Annotated in this window: 15 protein-coding genes, 2 tRNA genes and 1 pseudogene; 9 read left to right on the top strand and 9 right to left on the bottom strand. The window is 71.0% G+C overall.

What is annotated here, in order from left to right; translation table 11 throughout:
• Positions 1–24 precede the first annotated feature (24 nt).
• Positions 25–566: pseudogene (locus tag D6270_RS23070) on the bottom strand (NUDIX hydrolase).
• Positions 563–2,002 carry a zinc-dependent metalloprotease gene (locus D6270_RS23075; RefSeq protein ID WP_109163710.1) on the bottom strand — a complete coding sequence of 480 codons (1,440 nt, stop codon included), beginning with the start codon at positions 2,000–2,002 and terminating at the stop codon, positions 563–565. The pseudogene D6270_RS23070 and the gene D6270_RS23075 overlap by 4 nt, the downstream one beginning before the upstream one ends.
• Before the next feature lie 190 nt (positions 2,003–2,192).
• On the opposite strand from D6270_RS23075, the gene D6270_RS23080 reads away from it, so the two are divergent.
• The 3 genes from D6270_RS23080 to D6270_RS23090 all read left to right on the top strand — a co-directional run bounded on the left by D6270_RS23080 (position 2,193) and on the right by D6270_RS23090 (position 5,430).
• On the top strand, positions 2,193–3,350 hold the full coding sequence (locus D6270_RS23080; protein ID WP_109163709.1) for an SDR family oxidoreductase: 1,158 nt from the start codon (positions 2,193–2,195) through the stop codon (positions 3,348–3,350).
• A gap of 110 nt (positions 3,351–3,460) precedes the next feature.
• A complete protein-coding gene (locus D6270_RS23085; RefSeq protein ID WP_109163708.1) occupies positions 3,461–3,922 on the top strand; it encodes a molybdenum cofactor biosynthesis protein MoaE in 462 nt (153 codons plus the stop codon).
• 401 nt (positions 3,923–4,323) lie between these two features.
• The gene (locus tag D6270_RS23090) at positions 4,324–5,430 is read left to right on the top strand and encodes a YlbL family protein (protein WP_109163707.1); all 1,107 of its coding nucleotides are present in this window, start codon (positions 4,324–4,326) and stop codon (positions 5,428–5,430) included.
• Positions 5,431–5,454: 24 nt separating this feature from the next.
• On the opposite strand, the gene D6270_RS23095 is transcribed toward D6270_RS23090, so the two are convergent.
• Positions 5,455–6,015, bottom strand: coding sequence for a PPA1309 family protein (locus D6270_RS23095; protein WP_237491890.1), 561 nt, complete (start codon positions 6,013–6,015; stop codon positions 5,455–5,457).
• Between the two features lie 136 nt (positions 6,016–6,151).
• Here D6270_RS23095 and D6270_RS23100 point away from each other — a divergent pair, with 136 nt between their 5' ends.
• From D6270_RS23100 to D6270_RS23115, 4 genes are all read left to right on the top strand, one after another.
• Entirely contained in the window at positions 6,152–9,112 is a 2,961-nt protein-coding gene (locus D6270_RS23100) for a UPF0182 family membrane protein (protein ID WP_109163705.1), read from the top strand.
• A gap of 42 nt (positions 9,113–9,154) precedes the next feature.
• Positions 9,155–9,228 (top strand) — tRNA-Met (locus tag D6270_RS23105).
• Positions 9,229–9,439: 211 nt separating this feature from the next.
• Positions 9,440–11,665, top strand: a complete 2,226-nt coding sequence (locus D6270_RS23110; protein ID WP_109163704.1) for a tetratricopeptide repeat protein — start codon at positions 9,440–9,442, stop codon at positions 11,663–11,665.
• Between the two features lie 89 nt (positions 11,666–11,754).
• Positions 11,755–11,828: transfer RNA gene (locus D6270_RS23115), tRNA-Met, on the top strand.
• 156 nt (positions 11,829–11,984) lie between these two features.
• Here the strand turns inward: D6270_RS23115 and D6270_RS23120 are convergent.
• The gene (locus D6270_RS23120) at positions 11,985–12,404 is read right to left on the bottom strand and encodes a Fur family transcriptional regulator (RefSeq protein ID WP_109163703.1); all 420 of its coding nucleotides are present in this window, start codon (positions 12,402–12,404) and stop codon (positions 11,985–11,987) included.
• Between the two features lie 143 nt (positions 12,405–12,547).
• Between D6270_RS23120 and D6270_RS23125 the strand changes: the two genes are divergently transcribed.
• Complete coding sequence (locus D6270_RS23125) at positions 12,548–14,017, top strand: catalase (protein WP_109167293.1); 1,470 nt, start codon at positions 12,548–12,550, stop codon at positions 14,015–14,017.
• A 115-nt stretch (positions 14,018–14,132) separates the two neighbouring features.
• Here D6270_RS23125 and D6270_RS23130 read toward each other — a convergent pair whose 3' ends face one another.
• Positions 14,133–14,540 (bottom strand): CBS domain-containing protein, encoded by a 408-nt coding sequence (locus D6270_RS23130; protein ID WP_109163702.1) that lies wholly within the window; start codon positions 14,538–14,540, stop codon positions 14,133–14,135.
• 176 nt (positions 14,541–14,716) lie between these two features.
• Positions 14,717–15,553 (bottom strand): histidinol-phosphatase, encoded by an 837-nt coding sequence (hisN, locus tag D6270_RS23135; RefSeq protein ID WP_109163701.1) that lies wholly within the window; start codon positions 15,551–15,553, stop codon positions 14,717–14,719.
• Between the two features lie 148 nt (positions 15,554–15,701).
• Between hisN and D6270_RS23140 the strand changes: the two genes are divergently transcribed.
• Positions 15,702–16,313 carry a TetR/AcrR family transcriptional regulator gene (locus D6270_RS23140; RefSeq protein WP_109167292.1) on the top strand — a complete coding sequence of 204 codons (612 nt, stop codon included), beginning with the start codon at positions 15,702–15,704 and terminating at the stop codon, positions 16,311–16,313.
• Here D6270_RS23140 and D6270_RS23145 read toward each other — a convergent pair.
• The 3 genes from D6270_RS23145 to aroA all read right to left on the bottom strand — a co-directional run bounded on the left by D6270_RS23145 (position 16,205) and on the right by aroA (position 19,019).
• Positions 16,205–16,528: a DMT family transporter gene (locus D6270_RS23145; protein ID WP_109163700.1), complete on the bottom strand. Its 324-nt coding sequence runs from the start codon at positions 16,526–16,528 to the stop codon at positions 16,205–16,207. The genes D6270_RS23140 and D6270_RS23145 overlap by 109 nt on opposite strands.
• A 130-nt stretch (positions 16,529–16,658) precedes the next feature.
• Entirely contained in the window at positions 16,659–17,675 is a 1,017-nt protein-coding gene (gene rsgA, locus D6270_RS23150; RefSeq protein WP_109163699.1) for a ribosome small subunit-dependent GTPase A, read from the bottom strand.
• 3 nt (positions 17,676–17,678) lie between these two features.
• The gene (gene aroA / locus D6270_RS23155) at positions 17,679–19,019 is read right to left on the bottom strand and encodes a 3-phosphoshikimate 1-carboxyvinyltransferase (RefSeq protein ID WP_109163698.1); all 1,341 of its coding nucleotides are present in this window, start codon (positions 19,017–19,019) and stop codon (positions 17,679–17,681) included.
• Positions 19,020–19,033 lie beyond the last annotated feature (14 nt).

Consider the following 19,033-nt stretch of genomic DNA (forward strand, 5'->3'; position numbering starts at 1 on the left):
CCCTTACCCACAGGGCGCTGCTCGCTAGAGCCGGGAGCGCGTCGCCTTCAGCAGCCGTACGACGGAGGCGTCGGCCACCTCGGCCACGTCCTCGTAGCCGAACCAGCGCAGCTCCAGCGACTCCTCGCTGATCCGCTCCGCCGCTCCGGCCGGGGCCAGCGCCGCGTACTGCACGTCGAGGTGCCAGTTGCAGGGGCCGGGATGGGGTGCCGGTCCAGCCGGACCGGGCCGCCGGGCAGCAGGGTGAGTCCCGTGATTCCGGACTCCTCCGTCGCCTCCCGGAGCGCCGCCGCCTCCAGAGTGGCGTCCCGCTCCTCGCAGTGCCCGCCCATCTGCAGCCACATCCGGAGCTTGCGGTGCAGGGTGAGCAGCACCTTCTTCCGCTCCGGATCGATCACCAGGGCGCTGGCCGTCAGATGCCCGGCCCCGCACGCCTTCCACATCGCGTCGTCGTGGCCCGCCAGGTGGTCCAGGTAGGCCCGGCGCAGCTCCGCCTGGTCGCTGCCCTCCTCGCCCCCGGGGGCGTAACCCTTCAGTACGAGGGTGGCGTCGTCGCGCAGGGTCACTGGTCGCGGCCGTCCTTGCCGTCTTCCTTGCCGTCCTCGCCCTTGTCCTCATCGCTTACGGAGGGCTTCCGCGGGCCCTGCGCGGCCTCGCCGAGCATCTTGTCCAGCTCGGAGAAGTCGGCCTGCTCGTGGTGGACGAAGCCGTCCGGGTCGTCCAGGTCGTGGGCGGTCGGCAGCATGTCCGGGTGTGCCCACAGTGCGTCGCGGCCCTCAAGACCCCGGGCGTCGGTGAGCGAGGCCCACAGCCGCGAGGCGTCCCGCAGCCGGCGCGGGCGCAGCTGGAGACCGATGAGCGTGGCGAACGTCTGCTCGGCCGGACCACCGGAGGCACGGCGCCTGCGCATCGTCTCGCGCAGCGCGTCCGAGGAGGTCAGCCGGGACTTCGCGGCCTCATGGACCACCGCGTCCACCCAGCCCTCCACGAGCGCCAGAGCCGTCTCCAGACGGGCCAGGGAGGCCTTCTGCCCGGGTGTGTCCTCCGGCTGGAACATGCCCTGCTGAAGGGCGTCCTGCAACTGCTCGGGGTTGGAGGGGTCGAACTGGCCGACGACGTCCTCCAACTTGCTCGTGTCGACCTTGATGCCGCGCGCGTACGACTCGACCGCGCCGAACAGGTGCGAGCGCAGCCACGGCACATGGGCGAAGAGCCGCTGGTGGGCGGTCTCGCGCAGGGCCAGATAGAGCCGCACCTCGTCCTGCGGGACGCTGAGGTCCTTGCCGAACTGTGCCACGTTCAACGGGAGCAGCGCGGCCTTGCCCGCCGGACCGAGCGGCAGCCCGATGTCGGTGGAACCGACCACCTCGCCGGCCAGCGTGCCCACGGCCTGACCGATCTGCTGGCCGAACATGGCGCCGCCCATCGACCGCATCATGCCGATCAGCGGGCCCGCCATGGCCTGCATCTCCTCGGGCAGCACATCGCCCATCGCCAGGCCCACCCGCGCGGCCACCGGGTCGACCAGCTGCTGCCAGGCCGGCAGCGACGCCTCGACCCACTCCGCACGGCTCCACGCCACGGTGGAGACCGAACCGGAGGGCATCGACGTCACACCGTCCAGCCAGAGATCGGCCAGCCGCAGCGCCTCGTCGACCGCCGTCCGCTCGGAGGGGCCCACGCTCGCGTCCTTGGTGCCGTCGGCCGTCCCCTGCGAGACGGTCTGGCGGGCGATCTGCTTGGCCATGTCCCAGTTCACGGGACCGCCCTCGTAGCTCAGCATCTGCCCGAGCTGCTGGAAGGCCGCACCGAGATCGTTCGGGTTCATGGAGCCGAACATCGCGGCGAACGGGTTGTCCCCGCCCGCCCCCGGCCCGAATCCGAACGGGTTTCCCGGCCCGCCCGCGCTCTGCCCACCCTCGGTGGGGTCCTTCTTCTTGCCCTCGTCGCCGTTCTCCGGCTCCTCCGGCGGAAGGCCGAATCCGAATGGGGTGTCACTCACGGGTTTCCTCGGCTCGTAGGGCCGCCGGCTCGAACCGACGGCGACTGCCCGACATCACCATCCAGCGTAGACACCACGCCCGCTTCGGGCCTCAGTGCTCCGCCGACTCCCGGCCTGCGGCAGGATGGACGCCACCTGGTACGTACGCGTCATTCGGGTACGTACTGAAGACAACCGCTGGAGACGCCCGGTGAGTTCCCCAGATCCGCAGGTTCGCGCAGCGCGAAACCTGACCGACCCGCCGCCCGAGAGCACACCCGAGAAGAAACGCCCCAGGACCCCCAGGAACCGGGGCCCCGTGGTCGCGGTCACCGGTGCCGCGACCGGGGTCGGTGAGCTGCTGACCGCCCATCTCGCCGCATCCGACGAGGTCAAGCAGGTCATCGCGATCGACGAACGCCGGGGAGAGGTCTCCGAGGCGACCTGGCACATCCTGGACGTACGGGACCCGGCCATCGCCGAGAAGCTGCGCGGCGCGGACGTCGTCGTGCACCTGGCCCTCGACCTCGACCTGGAGACCGACCCCGCCGCCCGCACCGCGTACAACGTACGGGGCACCCAGACCGTGCTCACCGCCGCGGCCGCCGCCGGGGTCCACCGGGTCGTGCTGTGCACCTCCGCGATGGTCTACGGGGCGCTCGCCGACAACGATGTGCCGCTCTCCGAGGACGCCGAGCTGCGGGCCACCGCCGAGGCCACCGGGGTCGGCGACCTCCTGGAGATCGAACGGCTGGGCCGCCGGGCACCCCGCGCCCACCCCGGGCTCAACGTCACCGTCGTACGCCCCACCGTCCTGGTCGGCGGCACCGACACCGCGCTGACCCGCTACTTCGAGTCACCGCGTCTCCTGGTTGTCGCCGGTTCCCGGCCCACCTGGCAGTTCTGCCACGTGGACGACCTGGTGACCGCCCTGGAGTACGCCGCCCTGGAGAAGATCGACGGGGAGTTCGCGGTCGGCTGCGACGGCTGGCTCGAACAGGAGGAGGTCGAGGAGCTCAGCGGCGTACGCCGGATGGAGCTGCCCTCCGCCGTCGCCCTGGGGGCCGCCGCCCGGCTGCACCGCATCGGGCTCACCCCCTCCCCGGCGGGCGACCTGGCGTACACGATGCACCCCTGGGTGGTCAGCGTGAGCCGGCTGCACGACGCGGGATGGCGGCCGAAGTGGACCAACGAGGAGGTCCTCGGAGCGCTCCTCGAAGAGGTCGAGGGACGCCACACGCTCGCCGGCCGCCGCCTCGGCCGCAAGGACGCCACCGCCGCGACGGCCACGGCCGCCGGTGCCACGGTCGCCCTGCTGGGTACGGCCGCTCTCGTCCGCCGCGCCCGCAAGGCCCGCCGCCGCATCTGACCGCGTCCCCGGGTCCGGGCAGCCGTCTGTAGGAGGCTCCAACGCGGTCGGGTGTCCGCCGGTCGAACAGGCAATTCCGGGTTGTCGGTGCCGTACGGCACGATGGGGGCATGGCACGTACTCAGGACCACCCCGGCGAGCAGGCGGCTTCGGACCCCATCCGGCTGCTGGCGATCCGCGACAGCGAACTCTCCGTCGACGAGGTCTTCCGTGCCGTCGGGGACGACGCCGCGGGCGGCATCGCCCTCTTCGTCGGCACCGTGCGCAACCACGACGGCGGACAGGACGTCGGCGCGCTCGGCTACTCCTGCCACCCCTCCGCCGAGGACGAGCTGCGCCGAGTGGCGGAGAAGGTCGTCGCCGACTTCCCGGTCCGCGGCCTCGCCGCCGTCCACCGGGTGGGTGAACTGCGGGTGGGCGATCTGGCGGTGGTCGTCGCCGTCGCCTGTCCGCACCGCGCGGAGGCCTTCGCGGCCTGCCGCAAGCTCATCGACGACCTCAAGCACGAGGTTCCGATCTGGAAGCACCAGCGTTTCTCCGACGGAACGGAGGAGTGGGTCGGAGCCTGCTGAGCGCAAACCGGACCGGAGCGCATCAGCCCCGATTTGCGTAACCGCACCCCTGCCGTGAGCGTTGGTCTTCCGGATCGTTAATCTGCAGATCGATCATTCGATCGCTCACGGGGTAGGGAGGTCGTGATGGCGGCTCTCGCTTGGCTGTTGATTCCACTTTTCGCTGCTGTCGGCGGTGCGATATGGGCATCCTGGGCTGCTCGTAATCGCACGACCGGCGATGTCACCGAACTCGCCGACTACGCCAGGTTCCGTGACGCGATGGAGAAATCGCACTCCGGTTCCGAGGCTCTCTGAGGCCACCGAACGCCGCGTGACTCTCCTTCCGCCGCGTCCTGGCCGCTCCTCGTACGGACCGGCCCCGGCGGTGGACGGACAGGCTTTTCCCGTACTGTCGTTCCATGCCACGCCGCACCGCGACGATGCTCGCCTCCACCCTCATCCTCATCGCGCTGCTCTGCGCAGGCCTGCTGATCAAAGTGCCGTATGCGGAGATGTCTCCCGGACCGACGGTGAACACCCTGGGTGAGGCGCGCGGCGAGCCGGTGCTGCGGATCGTGGACCGCAAGACGTACGGGACCACCGGGAATCTCAACATGACCACGGTCCGGGTCACCGGAGCGGACTACCGGATGAACCTGGGCCAGGCCGTCTACGGCTGGCTGGCGCACGACAGCATCGTCGTACCGCACGACACGCTCTACCCGGACGGCAAGACCGAGGAGCAGTCGACCCAGGAGAACGCCGAGGAGTTCAGCCAGTCCCAGGAGAGCGCCAAGGTGGCCGCCCTGAAGGAGCTGGGCATCCCGGTCGCCACCCAGGTCATCGTCTCCAGCGTGGTCAAGGACAGCCCCTCCGAGGGCAAGCTGCACGCGGGCGATGTGATCAGGTCCGTCGACGGCACCGAGGTCAAGGAGCCGGGCGACGTGGCCGAGCTGGTCACCGAGCACAAGCCCGGCGAGGACGTCACGTTCACCGTGATCCCGGCCAAGGAGGCGGCGGCCGCCGAGAAGGCCGGCCAGGCCCCCGAGGGCGGCCGGAAGGTCACCATCACCACCGAGGCTGCGCCGGCCTCGCAGGAGAGCGGCGGGAAGGAGCGGGCGATCGTCGGCATCAAGGCCGGGATCGACCACACCTTCCCGTTCGAGATCGACATCAAGCTCGCGGACGTCGGCGGCCCCAGCGCCGGGCTGATGTTCTCCCTGGGCATCATCGACAAGCTCACCCCCGGCAATCTGACCGGAGGCAAGTTCATCGCGGGCACCGGAACCATCGACGACGCGGGCAAGGTCGGCCCGATCGGCGGGATCACGATGAAGCTGGTCGGCGCCCGGGACGCGGGCGCCCGCTACTTCCTGACGCCCGACGAGAACTGCGCCGCGGCCGCCGCCGACACGCCGGACGGACTGACGCTGATCCGGGTCAAGACCCTCGACGACGCCAAGAAGTCGCTGGAGAAGATCAGCGCGGGGAAGACCGACGCGCTGCCGAGCTGCTCGGCCGGCTGACAGCGCGTCGGGAAGCGGGCGGTGTCAGGACTCGAACGTCGCCGCGAGGGCCTCGGCGAGCCCCGGGACCAGGCCGGCCCCGGTCAGCACCTCGGTGGGAGAGTCCTTCTCGCGCAGCCGTACGGCGGACTCGCGCGCCCCGTCCCGCAGCACGGCCACCGTCATCCGCACCTCCTGCCGGTCCGGGTGCTTGGCCACCCACTGGGTGAGCTTCTTGTCGCTGAGCCCTTCCGGTACGGAGGCCTCGGCGGACGGCGGCAGCATCAGCCGCTCCACGGTCATGGCACAGCCGACCACGGCATCGGGCCAGGCGATGGTGCCGAGGAAGTCGTCCAGGGCGGTACCGGCGGGCAGCTCCTCCTGCTCGATCGGGGTGAGGGAAGCGGTCGTGGCAGCGGAGTCGTCCAGCCCGAGCTGCGAGGCGAGAGCGGGCTCCTGGACCCGCAGCCGGGCGGTGTCGACCAGGGCGAACAGCCGGGCGGGCTGGTCCCAGCCGAGGGTGGAGGCGTAGGCGTCGATTTCGAGGACGGCGACGGTGAGCGGGCTCGCGGCCATCGGGGGTCCTGCGGGGGAAACGTTGGGCATGGGCAATATCCTGCCTCCTTCGGCCCCCGTATCGGGAACTAGGTAAAGCTTCAGTAAGTTGCATAGGTGGGCTCTACGATCGCTGGGGCCGTTCCACACGACCGCGAACTTCGAGGTGCGCACGTTGGCTTTCCAGATGCCGGACCGCGGCGGAGGCCCGACCGGGCCACGGATCAGTGTCGGCCGCCCGTCCCGGCGGGTCCGCACCCTGCTCATGACTTTGGGGGTCCTGGCGGTTCTCGCCATGGTCTTCGTCATGTTCGCCGGGTTCTGGACGGACTGGCTCTGGTACCGGTCGGTCGCGTACTCCTCCGTATTCACCACCACCCTGTGGACCAAGATCGGACTGTTCCTCGTCTTCGGACTGCTGATGGCCCTGGCCATCGGCGTGAACATCTGGCTCGCGCACCGGCTCCGGCCGCCGCTGAGCGCGATGTCGCTGGAGCAGCAGAGCCTGGACCGCTACCGGATGAGCGTCGCCCCCTTCAAGAAGTGGGTGCTGCTCGCCGTCACCGCGCTCGTCGGACTGATCGCCGGAGCCTCCGCCTCCGGCCAGTGGCGCACGTGGCTGATGTACATCAACGGCGTGCCGTTCGGCCAGAAGGACCCCCAGTTCAAGCTGGACGTCTCCTTCTACGCCTTCGACCTGCCGTTCTACCGCTTCCTGCTGGGCTTCGGCTTCGCGGCGACCGTGCTCTCGCTGATCGCCGCCGCGCTGACCCACTACCTGTACGGCGGGCTGCGCATCACCAGCCCCGGCGCCCGCGCGACCGGAGCGGCCACCGGCCATCTCTCGGTGCTGCTCGGCATCTTCGTCTCCCTGAAGGCCGTGGCCTACTGGCTCGACCGCTACGGGCTCGCGGTGAAGTCCAGCGACTTCAAGGCCGCGGAGAACTGGACGGGCCTGCGGTACGTCGACGCCAACGCCTATCTCCCGGCGAAGACCATCCTGTTCTGCATCGCGGCGATCTGCGCCGTGCTGTTCTTCGCGACGCTGTGGCGCCGCACCTGGCAGCTGCCGGTCATCGGCTTCGGTCTGATGGTGCTCTCGGCGATCCTGATCGGCGGGCTCTACCCGGCGATCGTGCAGAAGTTCCAGGTCCAGCCGAACGAGCAGGCCAAGGAAGCGCCCTTCATCCAGAAGAACATCGAGGCGACGCGCGACGCGTACGACATCGATGACGCCGTGATGGAGGACTACTCCGGCCAGGCCACCACGACCGACGACACCAAGCTGCGTGCCGCCGCCAACACGGCCGCCAGCTACCGCGTGATGGACCCCAACGTGGTCTCCCCGGCCTTCCAGCAGCTCCAGCAGCGGAGGAACTACTACCAGTTCCCCAAGACGCTCGACGTCGACCGCTACAAGGGCGAGGACGGCAAGGAGCAGGACACGGTCATCGGTCTGCGTGAGCTGAACATCCAGGGCCTGCCCAAGCGGAACTGGATCAACGACCACTTCACGTACACCCACGGCTACGGCGCCATCGCCGCCCGCGGTACCAGCACCGGCACCAACCCGACGGGGTCCCCGGACTTCACCGAGTCGGGTCTGCCGTCCACCGGTGAGTTCGGGAAGTACGAACAGCGGATCTACTACGGCGAGAAGACCGAGCAGTACTCCATCGTCGGCGGGCCCCAGAAGGAGCTCGACTACGAGGAGGACGGCGAGAAGACCACCAGCTACAAGGGTGACAGCGGGGTCAGTCTCTCCAACACCTTCAACCGCGCGGCGTACGCGGTCGCCTTCAGCGAGCCGCAGATCATGTACTCGGGAGCCATCGGTGACGGCTCGCGCATCCTGTACAACCGCACGCCCAAGGAGCGCGTCGAGGCGGTCGCCCCGTGGCTGACCATCGACGGTGACGCCTACCCGGCGGTCATCGACGGCCGCATCCAGTGGATCGTCGACGCCTACACCACGACGAACGGCTACCCGTACGCGTCCCGGACGACGCTCGGCGACACCACGGCCGACTCGCTGACCACCAACCAGCGCGCGGTCGTCGCCCAGCAGAACCAGGTCAACTACATCCGCAACTCGGTGAAGGCCACCGTCGACGCGTACGACGGCAAGGTCAAGCTCTACGAGTGGGACACCAAGGACCCGGTCCTCAAGACCTGGCGCAAGGCGTTCCCGGGCACGGTGAAGGCCCGTTCGGATATCTCGCAGACGCTCATGGACCACCTGCGCTACCCGCAGGACCTCTTCAAGGTCCAGCGCGAGCTGCTCACCCGCTACCACGTCCAGGACCCCGCGCAGTTCTACAGCGGCTCCGACGCGTGGCAGGTGCCGGCCGACCCGACCACCAAGGATTCGGGCGCCGTTCCGCCCTACTACCTGTCCATGAAGATGCCGGGCCAGGACCAGCAGGCGTTCTCCCTGACCACCACGTTCACCCCCAGGGGGCGGCCGAACCTCGGCGCCTTCATGGCGGTGAACGCGGACGCGGCCAGCAAGGACTACGGCACGATGAGACTGCTCCGGGTCACCTCCACGGTGAAGGGCCCGGGCCAGGTACAGAGTGAGCTGAACGGTAACGACGACGTCGCCGAGTTCGTGCGGAACCTCAAGGGCACGGACTCCGACATCGACTACGGCAACCTGCTGACGGTTCCGCTCGAAGGCGGCTTCCTCTACATCGAGCCCGTCTACACGCGCGGTGGCAACCAGAACTATCCGCTGCTGCGCAAGGTGGCCGCCTCGTACGGCTCGAAGATCGTCTTCGAGAACAACCTGGGAGACGCGCTCAACGCGGTCTTCGGGGTCGACGGCGACTCGGACACCACACCGGACCCGAGTGAGCCGCCGGGAGACACCACCAAGCCGCCGGCCACCGGCAGCGACGCGCTCAAGAAGGCCATCGCGGACGCCCAGAAGGCGTACACCGACGGTGAGACGGCGCTGAAGGAGCAGGACTGGCCTGCCTACGGCAAGGCGCAGGACGCGCTCCAGGAGGCTCTGGAGCGGGCGGCCAAGGCCCAGCCCACGGGCGGTGCCGAGGGCGACAAGGCGGCCACTCCTGAGAAGGACGGCGCGGCCGACCCGGCCAAGAAGCCCGACGAGAAGCCCGACGAGGGCGACCAGGGCACCTGAGAAAGCTCCACCCCGCGTCGTGGTACGGTTTGAACACAACGACGCGGGGTGGAGCAGCTCGGTAGCTCGCTGGGCTCATAACCCAGAGGTCGCAGGTTCAAATCCTGTCCCCGCTACTCAAAGACGAAGGCCCGGATCCCATGGGATCCGGGCCTTCGTCGTGTCCTCATGTCTTTCCTGTTCCGTAGGCGTGAAGTGCGGTTCGCTGGGCACCAGTTGGGTTCCGACGTGTTTGACTTGTCTCTCTGTGGGCATGTCGACAAAACGCTGAAGTGACCTCACTGGCCGCGATATACCAGGTGTACGCGGGTTACAGGTGGTGCGACGATGGTATTTATGGGGGACAGGGCAACTCTGTTGGAGACAGGGCGGTTTGTGCAGCGGCGCGGCCAGAAGGCGGACAAGGTGGCAGATGCGGCCTTCGCTGCCGTCATCGCCGGGGCGGCCGGAGCGAGCACGAGCACACCCGGACCACGAGACGCCACCACCGCCGGTGAAGCAGGGCCCGCCGTCGAGGCGCCGGCCCGGGGCAGGGGGCGCACCACGAGCGAGAACACCGCGACGGTGGGGCAGCTGGACGCGGACGCCGTGCACGCCACCGGCGCCACGGGCGTGACCACGCCGGACACGGCCACCATCGACGCCGACGCGACCACCGCCGACGCCGACGCGGGCACCACGGACGCCGTCGACGCGGCGGACAGCGCCGAAACGGAGGCGCGCCACCGCCGGGCCGCCGAGGCCGGGGACACCGCGTCCATGAGCGTGCTGGGCGCGCTGCTGCTCCGCCGGGGCGAGCTGGACGGCGCCGAGACCTACCTCCGCGCCGCCACTGCCGACGGCGACCGGGCCGCCGCCAACAACCTGGGCGTCCTGCTGCACCAGCGGGGCTACCCGGACGAGGCCGCGGGCTGGTGGCGTGTCGCCGCGGTGGCCGGCTCCGCCGCCGCCGCGCACGCGCTGGGCCGCCACTTCCGCGAGCGCGGGGACGAGCCCGGCGCCGAATACTGGCTGCGCCAGTCCGCCGAGCAGGGCCACGCGCTGGGCGCCTACGCCCTGGCCGACCTCCTGGAGCACCGCGGCGACATCGGTGCCGAGCGCTGGCTGCGCGCCGCCGCCGAGCAGGGCCACCGGGAGGCCGCCTACCGGCTGGCCCGCGCCCTGGAGCGGAACGCGGTCGAGGACCCGCACGACGCCTTCGGCCTGGGCCGGTCCACCGGCCGCAGCCGCCTCGGGCTCTCCGCCGATCCGGCACCGGCCGCCCCCGACGCCCTGAAGGCGGGCACGCAGGGCGCGAAGGGCGGAGTAGGCGGCGACAGCCCCGTGGCCGGTCCCGCCGCGGGGCGCGTCGGCGAGGCCGAGCAGTGGTACCGCCGTGCCGCCGCCCGGGGGCACCGCCGTGCCGCCCTCCACCTCGGCGCGATCCTGGAACAGCGTGGCGAGCTCAAGGAGGCGGGCCGCTGGTACCTCACCGCCGCCAAGGACGGCGAGGCCCGCGCCGCCTGCGCGCTGGGCTTCCTGCTGCGCGACGCGGGTGACGAGGAGAGCGCCGCCGTCTGGTGGCTGCGCGCCGCCCAGGACGGCGACGGCAACGCGGCCAATGCGCTGGGCGCCCTGCACGCGGCGCGCGGCGAGCAGCAGACCGCCGAGCGCTGGTACCGGGCGGCCATGGACGCCGGTGACGTCAACGGCGCGTACAACCTCGGGCTGCTCTGCGCCGCCCAGGACCGTACGCCGCAGGCCGAGCAGTGGTATCGCCGCGCCGCCTACGCCGGTCACCGCGAGGCCGCCAACGCGCTCGCCGTGCTCCTCCTCCAGGCGGGGGACCACACCGGCGCCGAACCCTGGTTCTCCAAGGCGGCCGAGGCGGGCAGCGTGGACGCCGCCTTCAACCTCGGCATCCTGCACGCCGGACGCGACGAGGACCGTACGGCGCTGGGCTGGTACGAGCGTGCGGCGGCGGCCGGGCACACCGACGCCGCGCTCCAGGTCGCCATGGCCCTGCTGCGCGACGGCGAGGACCAGGAGGCCGAGCGCCATCTGCGCTGCGCGGCCGGTGGCGGCAGCGCCGAGGCGGCGTTCCGGCTGGCCGGGGTGCTGGACGCGCGCCAGCCGCCGCCGGGCCCGCCCGCGCTGGGCGAGCCGATGCCGGAGAAGACCGAGTGCGAGGAGTGGTACGAGCGGGCCGCCCAGCAGGGTCACCGCCGCGCCCAGGTCCGGGTCGGCATGCTCGCCGCCGCCCGGGGCGACGTGGAGAGCGCCGCGCACTGGTACCGGGAGGCCGCCGAGTCGGGCAGCCGCAACGGCGCCTTCAACCTGGGGCTGCTGCTGGCCCGCGAGGGCAGCGAGCGTGAGGCCGCCCTGTGGTGGAGCCGCGCCGCCAACGCAGGCCACGGGCGGGCCGCGCTGCGTCTGGCGCTGCTCGCCGCCCGCCGGGGCGAGCTCACCGAGGGGCAGCGCTGGTGCGCCCGGGCCGTGGAGCTGGGCCCCGCCGAGGTGGCCGAGCGGGCGGCCCGGCTGCGCGATGCGCTCCACCAGGAGCTCACCGCGTAGCCCGCGTGGCCTGCGAAAGCCGGGCCTCCGGGGGCGATGTGAATGAATTTGCGCCGTTCGACCTGCTGACGTAATGTTGCATTCACCGACGCGGGGTGGAGCAGCTCGGTAGCTCGCTGGGCTCATAACCCAGAGGTCGCAGGTTCAAATCCTGTCCCCGCTACTGAAGAGCGAAGGCCCGGATCTCGATCAGAGGTCCGGGCCTTCGTCATGTCCGCGAACAAAAGACACGTCCGGGAACGGAAGAGGCGGGCCTCCGAGAAAGAGAGAGCCGGGCCCGCCTCGCAGGAGGCGGGCCCGGCACAGGCTCTCGGCAGGTTCAGGCAGCGGCGGCGCAGCTGGGGCAGAGTCCCCGGTACGTCACCTCGACGCCGGAGACCGTGAAGCCGTAGCGCTCCTCGGACGGCAGGTCCGCGAGCGGGTTGCCCGCCGGGTGCACATCGCGGATGGCGCCGCACCGGCCGCAGATCAGGTGGTGGTGCGGGCGGTGCGCGTTCGGGTCGTACCGCTTCGCCCGGCGGTCGGTGGAGACCTCCAGCACCTCACCGAGGGACACCATCTCGCCGAGGGTGTTGTAGACGGTCGCGCGCGAGATCTCGGGCAGCTTGTCGACGGCCCTCGCGTGGACCTCGTCAGCCGTCAGGTGTACGTGGTCCCCGTCGAGGACCTCGGCCACGACACGCCGCTGCGCCGTCATGCGCCAGCCGCGTCCACGGAGTCGTTCCAGCAGGTCGCTCATGGAGCCCAGCCTAACAGTGGAGGGACCGAGTCCCGATCGGGTGTGACTTTGGATGCTCACTTGACTTAGACATTGTCCATTGTAGGATCGAGATCGGCATTGGCCAAGGGACAGGGCTGTACAGGAAACAGGCTGTGCAGGACATGACGCAGGAGGCGCACGTGACGCAGGGACCGCTCACCACGGAGGCCGGGGCTCCGGTCGCCGACAACCAGAACAGCGAGACCGCGGGCGTCGGCGGTCCGGTGCTCGTGCAGGACCAGGCGCTGCTGGAGAAGCTCGCCCACTTCAACCGGGAGCGCATCCCGGAGCGCGTCGTGCACGCCCGCGGCGCCGGCGCGTACGGCACCTTCACCGTGACCCGCGACGTGTCGCAGTGGACCCGGGCGAAGTTCCTCTCCGAGGTCGGCAAGCAGACCGAGACGTTCCTGCGCTTCTCCACCGTCGCCGGCAACCTCGGCTCCGCCGACGCCGCGCGCGACCCGCGTGGCTTCGCGCTGAAGTTCTACACCGAGGAGGGCAACTACGACCTCGTCGGCAACAACACCCCGGTGTTCTTCATCAAGGACGCCATCAAGTTCCCCGACTTCATCCACACCCAGAAGCGCGACCCGTACACCGGCTCCCAGGAGGCGGACAACGTCTGGGACTTCTGGGGGCTGTCGCCCGAGTCGACCCACCAGGTGACCTGGCTCTTCGGCGACCGGGGCATCCCCGCGACCCTCCGCCACATGAACGGGTACGGCTCGCACACCTTCCAGTGGAACAACGAGGCCGGCGAGGTCTTCTGGGTCAAGTACCACTTCAAGACCGACCAGGGCATCAAGAACCTCACCACCGAGGAGGCCGTCCGCCTCTCCGGAGTCGACCCCGACTCGCACCAGCGCGACCTGCGCGAGTCGATCGAGCGCGGTGACTTCCCGTCCTGGACGGTGCAGGTCCAGATCATGCCGGCGGCGGACGCGGCGACGTACCGCTTCAACCCGTTCGACCTCACCAAGGTGTGGCCCCACGCGGACTACCCGCCGATCGAGATCGGGAAGCTGGAGCTCAACCGCAACCCGGAGAACATCTTCGCCGAGGTCGAGCAGTCGATCTTCAGCCCCGCCCACTTCGTGCCGGGCATCGGACCGTCCCCGGACAAGATGCTCCAGGGCCGTCTCTTCGCGTACGGCGACGCCCACCGCTACCGCGTGGGCATCAACGCCGACCACCTGCCGGTGAACCGCCCGCACGCCACGGAGGCGCGCACCAACAGCCGCGACGGCTTCCTGTACGACGGCCGCCACAAGGGCACGAAGAACTACGAGCCGAACAGCTTCGGCGGGCCTGTCCAGACGGACCGCCCGCTCTGGCAGCCCGTGCCGGTCAACGGCGCCACGGGCGGCACCGAGGCTCCCGCCCACGCCGAGGACGACGACTTCGTGCAGGCCGGCACCCTCTACCGGCTGATGTCGCAGGACGAGAAGGGCCGGCTGATCGACAACCTCGCCGGGTTCATCTCCCAGGTCTCGCGCGACGAGATCGCCGAGCGCGCGATCGACAACTTCCGCCGTGCGGACGGCGACTTCGGCAAGCGGCTGGACGCCGCGGTTCAGGCCCTTCGCGGCTGACCGGACGCTTGCCGTCGACGGTGGGCCGGCTCCCCTTCACGGGGATCCGGCCCACCGGGCGTTCGGGCCGAGCCCCGCAGCCGCCTGCGGGGCTCGTCCGGCGGGCCGGGGCGCCTTACGCCGACCCGGAGGCCGCCACCGTACGGCGACGGTCGGGTGCCCAGCAGCGGATGATGTCGCGCACCGACACGATGCCCACCGGGCCGGTGTCATCCAGCACGATCAGATGCCGGAACCCGCCGTGTGTCATGGCTTCCGCCGCCTCCTCCAGGGTCCAGGCCGGGGCGGCGAACACCACGTCGGTGGTGGTGTGGGCGGACGCGGTCTCCCGATCGGGGTTCTGGCCCGATCCGACCGCGTTGAGGATGTCGCGCTCGGTGATGATCCCGAGCCCGCAGGTGTCCGGGTCGTGGACGACGGCCGCCCCGATGCGGCGCGCCGACATCAGCCGGGCCGCCTGGCGGAGCGTGTGGGTGGGGCCGATGGTGAGGAGCACCGTGCTCATGGCGTCACGGACCAGCATGAAACGAGCCACCTCCTCGGTGCGCCGACTCCGTGAGTCGATTCACAAGTTCACAAGTGGGGGAGTCTCAGAGTTGCATCCCCGGGGTGGGCAGACAAGGGGTGGACGGGGCGCGTACCGGGGGAGTGCGCGAGCGCGCGCCGGAGCCCCCGGGCGCCCGGGGGCCGGCAGGGGCGTCAGTAGCGCTGGTTCAGGTAGCCCAGCAGTTCTTCGTGGAGCAGGCCGTTCGACGCGGCCCCGTTGGCGCCGCCGGGGCCGTCGGTCCCGTCCAGGTCGGTGAACCGGCCGCCCGCCTCCTGGACGATGATCGCGTTCGCCGCCATGTCCCAGAGCGAGAGCTCCGGCTCCGCGCAGATGTCCACGGACCCCTCGGCGACCATCATGTACGGCCAGAAGTCCCCGTACCCCCGTGTCCGCCAGCACGCCCGGGTCAGGTCCATGAAGCCGTCCAGGCGGCCCTGCTCCTCCCAGCCGCTCAGCGAGGAGAACGCGAACGAGGAGTCCGCGATCGCGTCCACCTTCGACACCTGCAGCCGGGTCGCGGAGGTGAGGCTGCGCCCGGAGTACGCGCCGGCGCCCTTCGCCGCCCACCAGCGCCGGTTCAGCGCCGGCGCGGAGACGACCCCGACCACCGGCTGGAAGCCTCCCCCACTCTCGCCTCCGCTCGAGCGGGAGGTACCCCCTCCGCCCGCTTCCATGAGCGCGATCAGCGTCGCCCAGACCGGCACACCGCGGACGTAGTTCTTGGTGCCGTCGATCGGGTCGATCACCCAGCGCCGCGGCCCGGTGCCCTCGACCCCGTACTCCTCGCCCAGAATCGCGTCGCGCGGGCGCGCCCGATGCAGATGGCCGCGGATCAGCTCCTCGGCGGCCTTGTCGGCCTCGCTCACCGGCGTCATGTCCGGCTTGGTCTCCACCTTCAGGTCGAGAGCCTTGAACCGGTCCATGGTCGCCGCGTCGGCGGCGTCCGCCAGTACATGGGCGAGGCGCAGATCATCGTGGTAGTCGGGCATGCCGTCACAGTATCCAGCGGTACGGGGCACGGGCCACCGGCCCCCGCCCCCGGGCTTGGGCCCGCAGCTCCGGCCCGTACGCGGCCTCTTGACAGTCGCCAGGAGCGCCTCAACCCTGAAGCGCAGGCCCCGGGTGTGGGAGGCGGCGATGCCGACAGCGCGAGAAGCCCTGCTGGACGCCGCGCTCAGGGCGCTCGGCGACCGGCCCTGGCGCACGGTGCGGATGGTCGACGTCGCCGCGCTGGCCGGTGTCTCGCGGCAGACCCTCTACAACGAGTTCGGCACCAAGGGAGGCCTGGCCACCGCCCTGTTACGCCAGGCCGCCGACGGCTATCTGAGCGGCGTGGACCGCGCGCTGACGGCGCCCGCGCCGGAGCACCCGGCCGCCGTGGCGCGCTGGACCGTCCGGGCCGCCGGTGCGGACCCGCTGGTCAAAGGGCTGCTCACGGGGCTCTGGGGAGAGGGGCTGCCGCGCCCGGGCCACAACGAGGGGCTGCCCCGCCCCGGCCACGACGTGCCGGGCCCGGCCGAACTGCTCGCGCTGGCCAGGGACCGGATGGTGGCCGCGGCGTCGTCCCCCGTGTCGCCGGAACGCTGCGAGACCGCCCTCCGGCTCGCGCTCTCCCACGTGATCGTGCCCCGCCGCTCCGCTCAGTGCGCGGAGCCGGACAGCTGGAGCCCGATCACTCCGAGGATCACCAGCGAGATCGACACCAGCTTCAGCGTCGAGACGACGTCACCGAGGAAGACCATGCCGTAGATCGCCGTCCCGGCCGCGCCGATGCCGGTCCATACCGCGTACGCCGGTCCGACGTCCAGCTTCTTCAGGGCCATCGTCAGAAGGCCGAAACTGCCCAGGGCGAACGCGGCGAACGCGATGGTCGGCCAGAGCCGGGTGAAGCCGTGCGAAAGCTTCAGACAGACAGCGAAGCCGGTCTCCAGCAGCCCGGCGACCACGACCAGCAGCCATGCCATCGTCCGTTGCCTCCCGCATAGGTGACTGGTTGGTCCCGCACGGTGCGATTATGCCTTTACCAATCGTTGAAACCGGCAAACATGCCCGTGTCACACCGGCCGAATACCGCCACTCCGCAGCAGGGCCGGGTCAGTCGCCCTCGCGGCGTTCGCGGGTCGAGAGCAGTCGGCGCAGCGAGTCGAGACGCGCCGGGTCGGCGTGTCCCTCGGCCACCCAGGCGTCCAGCGCGCACTCCGGCTGGTCCGCGTCGTGGGTGCAGCCGCGCGGGCAGTTCTCGGTGCCCGGCTGGAGGTCGGGGAACGCGTTGATGACGCGCGACGGGTCGACGTGGTGCAGCCCGAACGACCGTACGCCGGGGGTGTCGACGACCCAGCCGCGTCCTTCGGGAAGCGGCAGGGCGAGAGCCGAGGTGGTGGTGTGCCGGCCCCGGCCGGTGACCGCGTTGACGATGCCGGTGGTACGCCGCCGGTCCTTCGGCACCAAGGCGTTGACCAGGGTCGTCTTGCCGACCCCGGAGTGCCCGACGAAGGCCGTGATCTTTCCGTCCAGCTGCGCGCGCACCCGGTCCGCCGCGCCGCCGTTCTCCAGCTCCTCGCGGTTGGTCACGATGTACGGGACGCCGAGCGGGGTGTACGCCTCCAGCAGCTTGTCCGGCGAGGCCAGGTCGGACTTGGTCAGCACCAGCAGCGGGGTGAGCCCCCCGTCGTACGCAGCCACCAGACAGCGGTCGATCATGCGCGGGCGCGGCTCCGGATCGGCCAGCGCCGTCACGATCGCCAGCTGGTCGGCGTTGGCGACGACCACCCGCTCGTACGGATCGTCGTCGTCGGCCGTGCGGCGCAGCACCGTGCGGCGCGAGGCGATCCGCACGATCCGGGCCAGGGTGTCCTTCTCGCCGGACAGGTCCCCGACGATGGAGACGGTGTCGCCCACCACGGCGGCCTTGCGCCCCAGCTCGCGGGCCTTCATCGCCACCACGGTCCGGCCGTCGACGAGGCAGGTGAGCCGGCCCCGGTCGACGGTGAGGACCATGCCGTCCTCGGCGTCCTCGTGCTTGGGCCGGGTGTGCGTTCGCGGCCGGTTGCCCTTGCGGTTGGGGCGGACGCGGATGTCGTCCTCGTCGGGATTCTTCCCGTAGCGGCGCATGTTCTAGATCCCGAGCATTCCGGTCCACATGTCCGGGAAGTCCGGCAGGGTCTTGGCGGTGGTGCCCACGTTCTCGATCTCCACGCCCTTGACCGCGAGGCCGATGATCGCCCCGGCGGTGGCCATGCGGTGGTCGTCGTACGTGTGGAAGACGCCGCCGTGCAGCGGGCGCGGGCGGATGTGCAGCCCGTCGGCCGTCTCCGTGACGTCACCGCCCAGCTCGTTGATCTCCTTGGTGAGCGCGGCCAGCCGGTCCGTCTCGTGCAGTCGCAGGTGGGCGACGCCGCTCAGCGTGGAGGGGGAGTCGGCCAGCGCCGCGACCGCCGCGATGCCCGGGGTCAGCTCGCCGACCTCGCCGAGGTCCACGTCGATGCCGTGGATCCGGCCGGTGCCCGTGAAAGTGAGCCCGCGCTCGGTCAGCTCGCAGCTGCCACCCATCGCGGTGAAGATCTCTCGCAGCGCGTCACCCGGCTGGGTGGTCCGCTCGGGCCAGTCCGGAATGGTGACCTTGCCCCCGGTGACCAGTGCGGCGGCCAGGAACGGCTGCGCGTTGGAGAGATCCGGCTCCACCGTCAGGTCCCGGCCCAGCAGCGCGGAGGGCGAGACCCGCCAGACGTTCGGCTCGCCGCCCGTCTCCGGCTCGTCCACCTGCGCCCCGACGGCCCGCAGCATGTCGACGGTCATCCGGATGTGCGGCATGGAGGGCAGGACGGAGCCGGTGTGCCGGACCTCCACGCCCTGGTTGAAGCGTGGCCCCGACAGCAGCAGCGCCGAGACGAACTGCGAGGACGACGACGCGTCGATCGCCACCGGGCCGCCGTCCAGCGCCCCGCCGCCGTGCACGGTCAGCGGCAGCGCGCCGCGCCCGTCGTCGTCGATCCGCGCGCCCAGCGCCCGCAGCCCCTCGATCACGCCGGTCAGCGGGCGTTCGTACGAGCGGGGGTCGCCGTCGAAGCGGATCGGTCCGTCGGCGAGGGTGGCGACCGGCGGCAGGAAGCGCATGACGGTGCCGGCGTTGCCGACGTCGACGGTGGCCGGGCCGTGCAGCCCCGCCGGGATGACCCGCCAGGCCTCGCCCGTGATCTCGGCGTCGCCCGATGCGGTGGAGCTGGAGGAGATCGTCTCCTCGATGCCGACGCCCATGGCGCGCAGCGCCTCGGCCATCAGCAGGGTGTCGCGGGAGCGCAGCGGGCGGCGCAGCCAGCCCGGCTCGGAGGCCAGCGAAGCCAGCACGAGCGCCCGGTTGGTGACCGATTTCGATCCGGGCACGGTGACGGTCGCATCGACGGCTCCACTCGCGTGAGGGGCGGGCCAGAGGGCGGGCTGCACGGAACTCTCGGTCATGGCCCTTACTTTAG

The organism is Streptomyces griseus subsp. griseus, from assembly GCF_003610995.1.
Taxonomy (GTDB): Bacteria; Actinomycetota; Actinomycetes; order Streptomycetales; family Streptomycetaceae; genus Streptomyces.

Excerpts from the sequence above, each read along its gene's own strand:
- D6270_RS23090 (WP_109163707.1), top strand. The coding sequence starts at position 4,324 with ATGCCACGCCGCACCGCGACGATGCTCGCCTCCACCCTCATCCTCATC.
- D6270_RS23145 (WP_109163700.1), bottom strand. The coding sequence starts at position 16,528 with ATGGCATGGCTGCTGGTCGTGGTCGCCGGGCTGCTGGAGACCGGCTTC.
- D6270_RS23120 (WP_109163703.1), bottom strand. The coding sequence starts at position 12,404 with ATGAGCGACCTGCTGGAACGACTCCGTGGACGCGGCTGGCGCATGACG.
- D6270_RS23095 (WP_237491890.1), bottom strand. The coding sequence starts at position 6,015 with ATGCCCAACGTTTCCCCCGCAGGACCCCCGATGGCCGCGAGCCCGCTC.
- D6270_RS23130 (WP_109163702.1), bottom strand. The coding sequence starts at position 14,540 with ATGCTGGTCCGTGACGCCATGAGCACGGTGCTCCTCACCATCGGCCCC.
- D6270_RS23085 (WP_109163708.1), top strand. The coding sequence starts at position 3,461 with ATGGCACGTACTCAGGACCACCCCGGCGAGCAGGCGGCTTCGGACCCC.
- D6270_RS23110 (WP_109163704.1), top strand. The coding sequence starts at position 9,440 with ATGGTATTTATGGGGGACAGGGCAACTCTGTTGGAGACAGGGCGGTTT.
- rsgA (WP_109163699.1), bottom strand. The coding sequence starts at position 17,675 with ATGCGCCGCTACGGGAAGAATCCCGACGAGGACGACATCCGCGTCCGC.
- D6270_RS23125 (WP_109167293.1), top strand. The coding sequence starts at position 12,548 with ATGACGCAGGAGGCGCACGTGACGCAGGGACCGCTCACCACGGAGGCC.
- aroA (WP_109163698.1), bottom strand. The coding sequence starts at position 19,019 with ATGACCGAGAGTTCCGTGCAGCCCGCCCTCTGGCCCGCCCCTCACGCG.
- D6270_RS23140 (WP_109167292.1), top strand. The coding sequence starts at position 15,702 with ATGCCGACAGCGCGAGAAGCCCTGCTGGACGCCGCGCTCAGGGCGCTC.
- D6270_RS23100 (WP_109163705.1), top strand. The coding sequence starts at position 6,152 with ATGCCGGACCGCGGCGGAGGCCCGACCGGGCCACGGATCAGTGTCGGC.
- hisN (WP_109163701.1), bottom strand. The coding sequence starts at position 15,553 with ATGCCCGACTACCACGATGATCTGCGCCTCGCCCATGTACTGGCGGAC.